Source organism: Pseudonocardia charpentierae (assembly GCF_031845345.1).
In the GTDB taxonomy this organism is placed as follows: domain Bacteria; phylum Actinomycetota; class Actinomycetes; order Mycobacteriales; family Pseudonocardiaceae; genus Pseudonocardia; species Pseudonocardia charpentierae.
Genome location: NZ_JAVREJ010000019.1, coordinates 88,975 through 101,987 on the forward strand (window position 1 = coordinate 88,975; position 13,013 = coordinate 101,987).

Below are 13,013 nucleotides of genomic sequence, written 5' to 3' on the forward strand. Positions count from 1 at the left end.
CGTGCAGACCTTCCTGCCCTACCCCGACTTCGCCGAGAGCGCCGCCGCGCTCGACTCGAAGCGGCTCGGCAAGCAGCGCGTCGAGGCGCTGCAGGTGCTGCGCGCACTCACCCGGCCGACCTACGGCTGGAAGCGGCACCCGGCGGTGCGGATGTGGGCGGGGTGCGCCGAGGGCGTCGGCGCCTACGGCGTGGCCGTGTGCAGGGAGTGGATCTCGCGGGGTGGCGCCGACACCGTGGCGGGCACGATCGGTGTCGACCTCGCCGCGGCGGGGTTGCCGTCCGTCCCCCGCACCCAGCACGAGCTGACACGGGTGTGCGCACTGCCCGAGTGGATCGGCGACGAGCGGGTGCACGCCAGCCACCGGTCGGCGCTCGTCCGCAAGGATCCCGACTTCTACGGCTCCCTGTTCCCCGACGCGGACCCGGAGCTGCCCTACTTCTGGCCGGTCGGCTGAACCTCGGCCTGGTCAGCCGCGATGGGCTCCACGACGACCGGCTCGACGGAGCCCTGCTCGACGACGCCCACCTGCACGCCGGCGGGTTCGGCGACGATCGGCGCGGACACCGCAGGCCGTGGGGTCGGGGCGATCACGACGGGCGCCTCCAGCAGCCGCGGTACGGGCAGCCCTGCTGCCGGGACCGGCCGCGTCCCGAGGGTCGGGTCGTCCGCCAACTCCCAGTCGTGGCACACCTCGTCGACGACCAGGGGATGCAGGGTCAAGGTGCCGTCGGGCGCGAGGTGCATCCGGACGAAACCCTTGCAGTCCTCGACGGCTTGGCCCGACATCTGCCACCCGAACGCCTGACCGTGCCGGGCGAGCAGCACGTACAGCGCGAACGCCTCGCTGCCGAACACCCAGCCGACAGCCGCCGCCCAGATCGCCCCGACGGTCACGATCCAGCCCGACCCCAGTCCGGACAGGTCGGCGGCCACCAGCGCGAGCAGCGCACCCTCGGCGACCAGCAGCTGCAGGAGCATGGCGGCGACGGCGGTCGACGGCTTGCGCGGTCCCCGCCCGCGGGTGCGGATCAGCCCGATCGCCCACGGCAGGAGCAGCACCGCGGTGGCGATGATCGTGACGCGCAGGCCCAGGACGACCGTCGGGCCGACCGTGGCGCTCTTGACCGCGGCGACCGGTGTCAGGTCGACGACCAGGCCGAGCATGCTGCTCAGCGCCAGGAGCGCGACGACGTGCACTCCGGCGGCCATCATGCCGAACCCGGGGTTGCGCCGGGGCAGCCAGAACCGCGACCACGGCGCGGCGAGCCGGCGCGACCAGCGGGCGGAGGTGTCGCGGTCCGGGTAGCACACGTCCGCCCGGGCGAACCGCGACGATTCCTCGCCCTTCTGCAGCACCCGTGACCTCGCGGGCGGCAGCGGCAGCAGGTCGGGCAGGTCGTGCGTGGCCGACAGGTAGGCGCCGCCGAGGCCGCAGGTGACCATCTGCCGCCGCTGCGCGTCGGGAGGCAGCACGGGCTCGGTTCCGGTCTCCTGCGCGGCGTTCACCGGCGTGGCGTCCTCGCCCGGCCAGCGCTCGGCGAAGCGCGCGTAGTGGTGGCTGTCGCCGGTGATCCACAGCCGGACGGACGCGCCGGTCTGCTCGATCAGCCCCTCGGCGTCGTGGCGGGTGCGGATGTAGTTGCGGTCGAACCAGTGCAGCGAGTTGAAGGCGTCGCGATGCTTCTCGTCCGCCGTCTCCACCCACGTCGGGGTCGCGCAGCAGAGGATCACGCTGTCACCCGGCTGCAGCTCCGCGGTCAGGTAGCGCGTGAAGTACCGCAGCTGCGGGGCGTCGACCTCGCTGCCGAACTGGGTGTCGAGGCCGACGAGCCACCACCGGTGCGGCAGCTGGACCGCGAAGTAGCTGCGGGTCTGCCGCGTCCGCCAGCCGCCGATCGAGCGCCCCTGCGCGAACACCCGGAGGAACGACGTGAGCCCGTCGTACCAGTCGTGGTTCCCCGGCAGCACGAACATCGACGGCGCCACTGCGGCGTCCGGCAGGGCGCTCCGGTAGGGGCCCTTCATGCGGTTGTCGTACTCGCGCGCCGACGCCGTGGGGTAGACCTCGTCGCCGCCCAGGACGAGCACGGAGGCGCGGGGCAGCGCCCCGACCTGCTCCCCGCCTGGTGGCGGCTCGGGCTCGAGCTGCTCGGCCGCGAGCAGCCCGGCGACGGTGCGGGTGGCGTCGAACCCGTCGCCCAGGTCGGCGACGAAGTCGAGCCAGAGCTCACCGTTCGGCGACCGCACCGCGAGGGGCGTGGCCTGGAGCGCCTCCTGCACCTCGCGTTTGTCGGCGTAGCTGGCGAAGACCGACGACAGCACCACCTTGATGGCGGTCCGCCACAGTTCGCCCGGCGACAGCCAGCGCACGGAGTCCTCCGGCCGGAAGCCCAGAACGTCTTCGTGCGCCCGCAGGTCCTCGACCCTCATCCCGCGCCACCTCCGCCGCAGACCGGCGCGTGCCTCGGCGCCGTCAGGGGTCAGCGTGCCGAAGACGGCGCACCTCCGCGACGTCGATCTGCGTGCGGTCGCGACGCGGCGGCGGGCTACCTCAGCGCCGGAACCGGGACCAGGTCCAGCACCCGGCCCGGCGTCACGTCGGCCATGCAGGCGGGGCCGACCGGCGAGAGCGGACACTGCGCCTCCCACCAGCAGACCTGCTCGGTGATCGAGGTGGGCCGGCGGTGCGGGCAGTCGGGCAGGCCCTGCAGGTCGACGCCGAGCGGGCCCAGGCCGTACCGGGAGGCCGCGGTCGGACCGAAGATCCCGACGGTGCGCGCGCCGACGGCCGCGGCCATCCGCATCGGGCCCGTGTCGCCGCCGACGACGACCCCGCCGCGCCTGCCCACCGCGGCGAACACCGACGCCAGCTCGCGCAACGACAGCGGAGGCAGCAGCCGGGCGGGGCCGCCGCGCCACGCCTCGAGTACCGCCGGCTCACCGGTGACGAGCGCGCGCCCGGCCAGCGCCGTAGCCAGCTCCCGCCAGTGCGGCCACTGCTTGACCGCCATCCCGGCCGACGGCACCAGCACGACCGGTCGGGCCTCGTCGTCGAGCACGCGGTCGCCCTCGACGCACTCCGCGTCCGTGAGCACGATGTGGGGCTGCAGGCCGACGTCGTGCGGATGGATCACGTGCTCGCTCGCGAGGATCCGCAGGTAGCGGGCGCTCACCGGCTCGTCGGGCGGGGGGCTGCGCCAGAGATTGGTGACCGACTGCGGGGCGAGCTCCTCGATGGCGTCGGCGATCCCGTCGTAGCGGGTGGTGGTGACGACGAGATCCGGGCGCCACCGGTCCAGCTCGGCGAGCACCGCAGCCCGCTCCCGGCCGCGCTCGGCGTGGGCGACCACGGTGACTGCGGGGTCGTGGCGCAGCAGCGCGTCGCCGGGCTGGTGGGTGAGCACGCGCAGCTGGGCATCGGGGTGCCGCCGATGCAGCGCGTGGATGACGGGCAGGACCATGACGAGGTCGCCGAGCCCGCCCAGCAGGTCGACGACGAGGATCCGGTCTCTATCGGGCATGTTGCTCCTGGCCACGCAGCACCTCGGAGTACACCGCGCGGTGGGTGACGGCGATCTCCTCCCACGAGCGGCCGGCCATCAGGGCCGCTCCGCCCGCGGCCACTTTACGACGCAGCGGCTCGTCGTCGAGCAGGCGGGCCAGGCCGTCGACCAGGACCAGCGCGTCACGGACGCGGGGAGCGACCACGACGGAGGTTCCGTCGACGAGGTCGGGATCGGGCGTGTCCGCCGCGGTGACGAGGGTCGGCAGGCCGTGCGCGAAGGAGGAGAGCAGCGCCCCGCTCTTCGTGGTGGCGCCTGCGGTGAACGGGAAGGCGCCGATGTCGGCCGCGTGCAGCGCGGCCGAGACCTCCGCGGCCGGCAGGTGCCCGGTGATCGTGACGTGGCGGGCCACACCGCACGTCTGCGTCCACTCCGTCAGCTCCTCGCGGAAGACCCGGGCCTCCTGCTCGGGCAGTGCGAGGGAGGTGAAGCCGCCGAGGATCAGCAGGTGCAGGTTCCGGCCGGCGCCGCGCAGCCGGGCCAGCGCCTCGATGAGGTAGCGCAGGCCCTTGACCGGGTGCACGAACCCGAAGAAGGCGACGACCTGGGCGTCGAGGGGGAGACCGAGGCGGCGGCGGGTCTCGTCGCGGTCCGCGGGGCCCAGATCGGGGACGTTCGGTGCCAGCGGTACCTGCACAGCCGTGCGACCGAACCGCTCCTGCAGCACGCGTGAGTGGCCGGCGTTCGTGGTGAGCACGGCGCTGCTGCGCGGGACGAACCGCCAGGTCTCGCGGTCCCACAGCCGGGCGCGCTCCAGCGGCCGCCACATCGCACCGGGCAGCCAGCGCGGCGACGACCACCAGCCGTACTCGTGGAGGGTGGTGACGAACGGCAGGCCCCGCGCCATGTCGGGCAACAGGCCGGGACGTGCCGAGAAGCCGAACGCCGACGGCGCGAACTGGACGTGCACGATGTCGGGCCGGAGCGACTTCAGCCGCTCGGCCGCCTCCCGCGGACCGAGGACCGGCACCGGGAGGACGTTCTCGCCGGCGTCGCGCAGGGCTGCGGTGAGGTGGCGGACGTAGTCGGCGACGCCGTCCCGTTCGGGGTCGGCCCGGCCCTGCACCATGGCGATGCGCACCCGGCCATCTTCCCGATGCACAGGGCGGCAAACCGGCCGGCCCCGACCGGGCGACGCCTCAGGCCCACGTGAGGGTCGCCCCCGATCGGCTCAGGCCGGGATGTCGACCGCCACCCGCGTGTGACCGTCCGACTCGGCGGCACTGCGGGCATCCTGCGGAGGCGCCGCCCGGCGCCGGGGCAGGCGCACGGTGAACACCGCGCCCACCTCGTTCACGACCGAGATCGCACCCCCGAGCCGGTGGACGGCCTGTGCCACCAGGGCCAGGCCGACGCCGCGGCCCATCGGGCGGTCCGTCGGTTTGGTGGTCCAACCGCGTTCGAAGGCGTGCGCCGCGGCGTCGGGGCCCAGCCCGGGGCCGCTGTCCGCGACGACGATCTCCAGCTCCTCGACCCCGTCGACGGTCAGCGTCCCGGCTTCCAGCCGGACCCAGCGCGGCTCCGGCGTGGCCGCGGTGGCGTCGACGGCGTTGTCGATCAGGTTGCCGACGATCGTCACGAGGTCGCGCGGATCGGCCACGCCGGCCGGGATGTCCAGGTCGTCGTCGACGCACAGCTCGACCCCGCGCTCGCTCGCCTCCGCGGCCTTGCCGAGCACGAGCGCCGCCAGCTCGGGCTCCCCGATCGCACCGACGACGACGTCCGTGAGGTGCTGCGCGACGGCCAGCTCCGTCGCGGCGAACCGCAGCGCCTCGTCGGCGCGGCCCAACTCGATCAGCGAGATCACCGTCTGCAGCTGGTTGGCCGCCTCGTGCGCCTGGGCCGAGAGCGCCTCGGCGAACCCGCGGATCGTCTTCAACTCGCTGACCAGCGAGCGCAGCTCCGTGTGGTCGCGCAGGGTGACCACCGTGCCCAGGTCCTGCCCGGCCCAGCGGGCGGCCGCCTGGTTGACCACGACGACGCGGTGGTCGGTCAGGAAGATCTCGTCGCCGCGCTCGCCCCCGGCCGCGAGCGCCGTCCCCAGCGCCGACGGGAACCCGAGCTCGTCGATGCGGCGGCCGATCGCGTCGTCGGGCAGCGCGAGCAGCCGGCGGGCCTCCTCGTTGAACAGCTGCAGCCGACCCGCACGGTCGAGGAGCAGCAGGCCCTCGCGGACCGCGTGCAGCACGGCGTCGTAGTACTCGTACATCCGGCTCAGCTCGGCCGGCCCCAGGTCGTGCGTCGTGCGCCGTAGCCAACGGCTGGCCAGCCAGGAACCGGTACCGGCCGTCAGCAGCGCAATCACCGTGGTGCCCGCCAGCACCGGCAGCTGGCGGGTCATCTCGGCGCTGACGTGGTTGATCGTCCGGCCGACCGCGACGAGGCCGGCGATCCGTCCCGCGACGACGATCGGGACCACGGCGCGGACCGACGGCCCGAGGGTGCCGGTGAAGGTCTCGACGACGGTCCCGCCGGCTGCGGCGGGCGCGATCGTCCCCCGGAACTGCCCGCCGATCTGCGTGACGTCGGGGTGGCTGTAGCGGATGCCCTCCGTCGTCATGACGACGACGAAATCGGTACCGGTGTCGCGGCGGACCTGCTCGGCCAGCGGCTGCAGCACGGACGTGGGGTCGGGCGCCGACAGCGCCCACGCCACGACCGGCGCGGCGGCCAGGGTGCGGGCGACGCCGAGGACCTCGTCCTGCGCGGCGTCGGAGTTCGCGGTGGAGGCGTTGGAGTAGGCGGCGAGCCCGGCGCCGACCAGCACGACGAGGATCACCGCGGCCTGGAACGCGAACAACTGGGTGGCGAGACTCCAGGTGCGGGGCCTCCGGAGACGCGCGTGTCCGGGGCGTCGGCCCACCGCGGCGGGGGCGTCGCGCCGGGCGGCTCCCGGACGCCCTCGCAGGTCGTCGTCCACGTTCGCCTCCTGCCCGGGCCTCGGTGCACCGAAAAGTGGCTGTGGCTACATCTACCGCACCGACCACCACTTTGGGTGAACCACCCGGGATCAGCGCAGATCAGGCGGGCGGTTGTGATGCGGGTCGGGCAGGTACCGGTACTCGAACTCGGGACGGCCGGTGCCGCCGCCGTAGCGCGCCTGCCGGCGGGCGAGGCCGGCGTCGACCAGGTACTCGAGGTAGCGGCGCGTCGTCACCCGCGACATGCCCAGCTCCCGGGCGATCTCCGCGGCGGACCGCGCGCCGACCTCCTCCTCGGCCTCCGGGTGAGCCCCCCGGGCGTCCCGCTCCAGGGCCGTGCGCAGGGAGGCGACGACCGTCTGCAACGACTCGCGGCCGATCCCCTTCGGCAGGCCCGCGTTCTCGGTGGTCTGCCGGAGCGCACCGAACAGGTTGTCGATCTCGCCCTGGGCGACGGGTAGGTCCTGCTCGGCCAGCGAGGCGCGGTAGGCGGCGTACCGGTCGAGCTTCTGTCGCACCACCGCCGAGGTGAAGGGTTTGACCAGGTACTGCGTGACCCCGAACGACACCGCGGCCTGCACCACGGACAGGTCGCGGGCCCGGGTGGTGGCGATGACGTCGACGGTCAGCCCGGCGGCCCGCAGCCGGCGGAGCACCTCGAGCCCGGACATGTCGGGCAGGTAGATGTCGAGCAGCACGAGGTCCACGCCGCCCGCGACGGTGCGCTTGAGTGCCTCGCCGCCGGTGCGGACGTGGCCCGCCACGCCGAACCCGGGCACCCTGCCGACGTGCAGCGCCAGCGCCTCGGCTGCGGCGGGTTCGTCCTCCACGATCAGGACGCGAATGCGCTGGTTCTGCGTCGACACCGACACAGACCCTGCCTGGCGGGACGTCGGAACGCAACGTCGTGGCGTGAAGCCGCGGACCCCGTACCGAGCGAACGCGGCGTCGGGTAAGCCAGATCTACCCAACGCCGCGGTCGCTCAGTTCCGGCCCGCCCGGGTCCGCCCGATCACAGCGGCTTGGCCTCCACGCGCGGGTAGTCCGGGCGCCACATCGCCTCGTGCACCTGCTGGATCGCGTTTCCGAGCTCGGCCTGGGCCAGGCCTTCGGTCACAGCGGCTTCGGCGACGGCGATCGCGACCGCGGCCGACACCGGGCGCAGGTCGGAGACCGGCGGGAGCAGCGGTGCGCCCGGCCGACCGGCGTCCGAGAGCCGGGCGACCGCGTCGGCCGCGGCAGCGATCATGCCGTCGCTGATCCGTGACGCGCGAGCGACCGTGACGCCGAGCCCGAGGCCCGGGAAGACGAGAGCGTTGTTGGCCTGGGCGATCCGGTAGGTGACCCCGTCGAGCTCGACGGGTGCGAACGGGCTGCCGGTGGCGACCAGTGCGCGGCCTCCGGTCCACGCGAGGACGTCGGCGGGCATCGCCTCGGCCTTCGACGTGGGGTTGGACAGCGGCATGATGATCGGCCGGTCGGTGTGGGCGGCCATGTCGCGGACGATCTGTTCGGTGAACGCCCCGGACTGGGTCGACGTCCCGATGAGCATCGTGGGCTGCACGTGCCGCACGACGTCGGCCAGGCCCGGCCGCGACCCCGCAGAACCCCAGCTCTTGATCTCGTCCCACGGGCGGGCGTACGGGACCTGGAAGTCCAGCAGGTGCTCGCGCCGGTCGTCGCCGAGGATGCCGTGCCGGCCCAGCGGCCAGAACCGCCGCGTCGCCTCCTCGTGCGAGAGACCCTCGCGGACCATCTGGTCGCGCATCATGTCCGCGATCCCCAGCCCGGCCGTACCGGCGCCGTGGATGACGACCCGCTGGTCGCGCATCCGCGACCCGGCCGCCCGCACGGCGGAGAACGCCGCAGCCAGCACGACGGCGGCGGTGCCCTGCATGTCGTCGTTGAACGTGCAGACCTGCGTCGCGTAGCGATCGAGGATCCGCCGCGCGTTCGAGGCGCCGAAGTCCTCCCAGTGCAGCATCGCGTTCGGGAACAGCTTCTGGCACGCGGTGACGTAGGCGTCGATGAGCTGGTCGTAGCGCTCGTCGCGGATCCGGGCGTGCCGCTCCCCCAGGTACATCTCGTCGTTGAGCAGATTGAGGTTGTCGGTGCCCACGTCGAGCACCACCGGCAGCACCCGGTTGGGATGGATGCCGGCCGCCGCCGTGTACACCGCGAGCTTGCCGACGGAGATCTCGATCCCGCCCACGCCCTGGTCACCGATCCCGAGGATGCCTTCGGAGTCCGTCGCCACCAGCAGGTCGACGTCCTCGGCGCCCAGCCCGGTGTTGCGCAGCGCGGTCTCGACCTCCTCCGGGTGGTCGACCGACAGGTACACCCCACGGGGACGGCGGAACTCGTTGGAGAACTGCTCGATCGCGAGGCCGACCGTCGGGGTGTAGACGATCGGCAGCATCTCCTCGATGTGCTCGGAGAGCAGCTTGTAGAACAGCACCTCGTTGCGGTTGCGCAGGTTGGTCAGATACACCCACTTCGCCAGATCGTCCGCGGCGCGGCGGAACTGGGCGTACGTGCGCCGCAGCTGCCCGTCGAGCGTCGACACCCCCGACGGCAGCAGCCCCGTCAGCCCCAGCTCCCGGCGCTCGGCTTCGGTGAACGCCGTCCCTCGGTTGATCATCGGCGACCCGAGCACCGACACCCCGCGCGCCGAGATACGCGCGGTGTAGCGGCCGTCGTCGGTCCGGACCAGTTCGTAGCTTCCCTCGGGCATCTGCGGGCTCTCCGTCATCGAGTCGTCTTCTCGGGCGTGTGTTCCGGGGCTTGTCGGAAATGGTGCCGGGGCGGGGGGACCACCGCCGGATGGTCCCCCCGCCCCGGGGTTCGTGACTAGCGCGCTGCGCCGACCGGTGTCGGCTCGGCCACCCGCTCCGCCGTGCCCTCGTGACCCACCACGGGGCGCTCGGCCAGCGTCGGCGCCTCGGTGTCGTCGATCATGGTGGCCTCGTCGAAGGGGTCGCCGCCGTCGAGCACCAGCTTGGCCCGGTCGCGGTCGAACTCGCCGACCCACCGACCGATCAGGAGCGTGGCCACGGCGTTGCCCGAGAAGTTGGTCAGGGCGCGGGCCTCGGACATGAACCGGTCGATCCCGACGATCAGGCCGACGCCGTCGACCAGGTCGGGGCGGTGCGCCTGCAGTCCGCCTGCGAGGGTCGCCAGGCCGGCGCCGGTGACGCCGGCGGCCCCCTTCGAGGCGATCATCATGAACAGCAGCAGCGAGATCTGCTGGGCCACCGACAGCGGGCTGCCCATGGCGGAGGCGATGAAGAGCGACGCCATCGTCAGGTAGATGGCGGTGCCGTCGAGGTTGAACGAGTAGCCGGTGGGCACGGTGATGCCGACGACGGGCCGCGAGACACCCATGTGCTCGAGCTTGGCGATCAGCCGCGGCAGGGCCGACTCGGACGAGGAGGTCGAGACGATGAGCAGGTACTCCCGGCCCAGGTACTTCATCAACTTGAAGATCGACAGACCGGTCACGACGCGGAGCAGCGTTCCGAGCACGAGCACCACGAACAGGAAGCAGGTGATGTAGAAGCCCAGCATGATCTGACCGAGAGCCGCCAGGGCGGACCAGCCGGTCTCACCGACGACCGCGGCGATCGCGCCGAACGCGCCGATCGGGGCCGCCCACATGATCATCGAAAGGACCCGGAAGACGACGCGCTCGAAGTGCTTGATCCCGCGCAGGACGGCCTGCCCGGAGCTGCCGAGGCTCTGGACGGCGAACCCGACGAAGAGCGCGACGAACAGCGTCGACAGCACGGACTCACCGATCAGCGGCGACACGAGCGTGGTCGGGATGATCCCCAGCAGGAACTCGGCGGTGGTCTGCGCCTCGCCGCTCGCGGCCTTCTCGGCGGCGGCCCGGCCCGCCTCGCTGATCACGAGGCCCTGACCCGGGTGCAGGATGTTGCCGACGACCAGGCCGATGATCAGCGCGACGGTCGACATCGCGATGAAGTAGAGCAGCGCGAGCCCGCCGACCTTGCCGACCTTCGCGGCCTGGCGGATCGAGCCGATGCCGAGCACGATCGTGCAGAAGATGACCGGCGAGATCATCATCTTGATCAGGTCGACGAAGCCCGTGCCCAGCGGCTTGAGCGCCTTGCCGAGACCCGGGGCGACGAGGCCCACGACGATCCCGGCGAACACGGCCACGATGACCGCGATGTAGAGGTAGTGGGTGCGGTCCTTCTTCTTGACAGGTGGCTGTGCTGCGCCCTCTGGGGCTACCGCTGATGACTGGGACAAGACGTCCTCCCGACGACCGACGACTCCGGCGGTTGTCGCCGGTGGTGGCGACGACCTACGAGGAGAAGAGTGCGGGCCGCCGCACCGTGCACCGGGGTTTCGTTCATTGCGTGCACGAATGAGGACGAGAGGCCGGCTACTCCTGCGCCTCGCCGTAGGCCACGACCGACAGGAAGCGGATCGGCAGCGCGAGCAGCTCCTGCGGTCCGTGCAGGCCCTCGCCGTCGAGCTGCAGGGCGTCACCCGGGCCGAGGGTGTACGTGGCGTCGCCGTGTCCGTAGACCATCTCGCCCTCGAGCATGAACAGCAGTTCCGTGCCGGGGTGCTGGAACAGCGGGAAGACCTCGGCGCGCTCGGTGAGCGTGACGAGGTGGGCCTCCATCCTCTTGTGCGGGCCGCGCAGCTGGCCGAGCAGCGTGTACTCGTGGCCGACCCGGCTGCCCCGCGCGACGATCTGCGCCCCGCCGTCGGCCGGGGTGAACACCGCCTCGCGGTCGTCGACGTCCGCGCCCAGGAACAGCGCGGTCACGGGCACGTCCAGCGCGGCGGCGAGCCGGGCGAGCGTCGTCAGGCTGGACGACGTCAAGCTGTTCTCGATCTTCGAGAGCATCGCCTTGGAGATACCGGCACGCACCGCGAGCTCGCCGACGGTCATCCCGCGCGCCCGCCGGTGCCGGCGCACCTGCACGGCGATGGCCCGCTCGAGCAGGCCCTCGACGCCCCGGTCCTCGTTCGCGGTCATGTGCCCGACACCCGACGGACAGCCGGATCACCGTCGATCGCCATGAAACGCAGCTTCCCCGGAGGAAACGGCCACCGGGTTACCTCCGCGTGACACCATGTGACGTCGACGTGATCCTTGGCCGGCGCGGGATCAGGAGTGGTGCGGGCGCTCCGGCGTGGCGGTCTCCAGCGGCACGTCGACGGCCCGCACCAGCCCCAGCTGCACCGTCTGGCGCGGCAACACCGCGTCCAGTGCCCAGTCGGCCAGCGTGCGGATCCGGTTCCCCGGCATCGCCGTCAGGTGGTAGCCGCGGGTCACCGCCTTCGCCGGCAGGCCCGCCAACGGCACGTGCAGCGGGTTCGCCGCGGCGTCACGGCCGCCCAGTTCGACGACGAACCCCAGGTCGTGGTGCTTGTACCGGCGCGCGGTGCCGTGCCCCAACGAGGCGGCGACGTTGCGGGCCACGAGCCTGCCCTGCCGCTCGGCGTGCTGGGCGGTCATCGCCGTCGACTGGCCGGGGCGGGTCACGTCGGGGACGGCCGCCGCGTCGCCACTGGCGAACACCTCCGGGTGGCCGGGCACACGCATGAACTCGTCGACGACGACGCGACCCTTCTCCGTCTTCAACCCCAGGCTCTCGAGGAGCGGGTCGGCCCGGACGCCGACACACCAGATCAGGCTGCGGGTCGCGACGTTCTCGCCGGTGGTGAGCCGGACGGCGTCGTGCCCCGCCTCCTCGACGGACACGCCCATCCGGACCTCGACGCCGCGCTCCCGCAGCACCCGGTCCGCCGTGCCTGACAGGCGCTCGTCGAGCTCGGGCAGCACCCGCTTCGCGGTGTCGAGGAGCATCCAGCGCACCGGCTGGTCGCGCAGCTCGGCGTGTGCTCTGCGCAGGTTGTCGGTGAGCAGCACCCCCTGGGCGGCCACCTCCGTGCCGGTGTAGCCCGCGCCGACCACGACGAACGTGAGGCGCGCCGCCCGCTCGTCGGCGTCGTCCGTGTCGGCGGCGAGCTCGAACTGGCGGACGATGTGATCGCGCAGGTACAGCGCCTCGGGCAGCCCGCGGAAGCCGTGGGCGTGTTCGGCGACGCCGGGGATCGGCAGCAGCTTGTTCACGCTGCCGACGGCCAGCAGCAGGCGGTCGTAGGTGATGGCGTCACGCCCGCCCTCGGGGTCCGACCAGCCGACGCGCTTCTGCGCCAGGTCGATGTCGTCGACCTCGCCGAGCACGACCCGCACCCCCGGCAGGCTCGCCGCGAGCGGCACCGCGATCCGCCGCGGTTCGAGGACGCCGGCGGCCACCTCCGGGAGCAGGGGCAGGTACAGGAAGTAGTCGGTGCTGTTCACCAGCACGATCTCGGCGTTGCCGCCCAGCCGCTTCGTCAGGTTGCGGGCGGCGTGGAAGCCGGCGAACCCGCCCCCGACCACCACCACCCGGGGTCGATCGGTCATGTCGTCCTCCGTAGGTGCAGGTCTTGCGGCGGGATGCCCCGATAGCAGTTTCCTGCAACGGGTATCCCGGTC

10 protein-coding genes are annotated in these 13,013 nt (G+C 72.8%); 1 reads left to right on the plus strand and 9 read right to left on the minus strand.

Annotated elements, in window-relative coordinates; genetic code table 11:
• Nucleotide 1 precedes the first annotated feature (1 nt).
• Complete coding sequence (locus tag RM445_RS23890) at nt 2-457, plus strand: MSMEG_6728 family protein (RefSeq protein ID WP_311559072.1); 456 nt, start codon at nt 2-4, stop codon at nt 455-457.
• On the opposite strand, the gene RM445_RS23895 is transcribed toward RM445_RS23890, so the two are convergent.
• The 9 genes from RM445_RS23895 to RM445_RS23935 form a co-directional block, all read right to left on the minus strand.
• Nucleotides 436-2,433: a metallophosphoesterase gene (locus tag RM445_RS23895; RefSeq protein ID WP_311559073.1), complete on the minus strand. Its 1,998-nt coding sequence runs from the start codon at nt 2,431-2,433 to the stop codon at nt 436-438. The two genes, RM445_RS23890 and RM445_RS23895, sit on opposite strands and share 22 nt — an antisense overlap.
• A 116-nt stretch (nt 2,434-2,549) precedes the next feature.
• Nucleotides 2,550-3,524 carry a glycosyltransferase family 9 protein gene (locus RM445_RS23900; RefSeq protein WP_311559074.1) on the minus strand — a complete coding sequence of 325 codons (975 nt, stop codon included), beginning with the start codon at nt 3,522-3,524 and terminating at the stop codon, nt 2,550-2,552.
• Nucleotides 3,514-4,647: a glycosyltransferase gene (locus RM445_RS23905; protein WP_311559075.1), complete on the minus strand. Its 1,134-nt coding sequence runs from the start codon at nt 4,645-4,647 to the stop codon at nt 3,514-3,516. Before RM445_RS23905 ends, RM445_RS23900 begins: the two co-directional genes overlap by 11 nt.
• Before the next feature lie 90 nt (nt 4,648-4,737).
• Nucleotides 4,738-6,486, minus strand: a complete 1,749-nt coding sequence (locus RM445_RS23910; protein WP_311559076.1) for a sensor histidine kinase — start codon at nt 6,484-6,486, stop codon at nt 4,738-4,740.
• Nucleotides 6,487-6,576: 90 nt separating this feature from the next.
• A complete protein-coding gene (locus RM445_RS23915) occupies nt 6,577-7,353 on the minus strand; it encodes a response regulator (protein WP_311559077.1) in 777 nt (258 codons plus the stop codon).
• 146 nt (nt 7,354-7,499) lie between these two features.
• Nucleotides 7,500-9,221 carry an NAD-dependent malic enzyme gene (locus RM445_RS23920; protein ID WP_311559078.1) on the minus strand — a complete coding sequence of 574 codons (1,722 nt, stop codon included), beginning with the start codon at nt 9,219-9,221 and terminating at the stop codon, nt 7,500-7,502.
• A gap of 116 nt (nt 9,222-9,337) precedes the next feature.
• Nucleotides 9,338-10,762 (minus strand): cation:dicarboxylate symporter family transporter, encoded by a 1,425-nt coding sequence (locus RM445_RS23925; RefSeq protein ID WP_311559079.1) that lies wholly within the window; start codon nt 10,760-10,762, stop codon nt 9,338-9,340.
• 136 nt (nt 10,763-10,898) lie between these two features.
• A complete protein-coding gene (locus RM445_RS23930; protein ID WP_311559080.1) occupies nt 10,899-11,504 on the minus strand; it encodes a helix-turn-helix domain-containing protein in 606 nt (201 codons plus the stop codon).
• 132 nt (nt 11,505-11,636) lie between these two features.
• Nucleotides 11,637-12,941 carry an NAD(P)/FAD-dependent oxidoreductase gene (locus RM445_RS23935; protein WP_311559081.1) on the minus strand — a complete coding sequence of 435 codons (1,305 nt, stop codon included), beginning with the start codon at nt 12,939-12,941 and terminating at the stop codon, nt 11,637-11,639.
• Nucleotides 12,942-13,013: the final 72 nt, after the last annotated feature.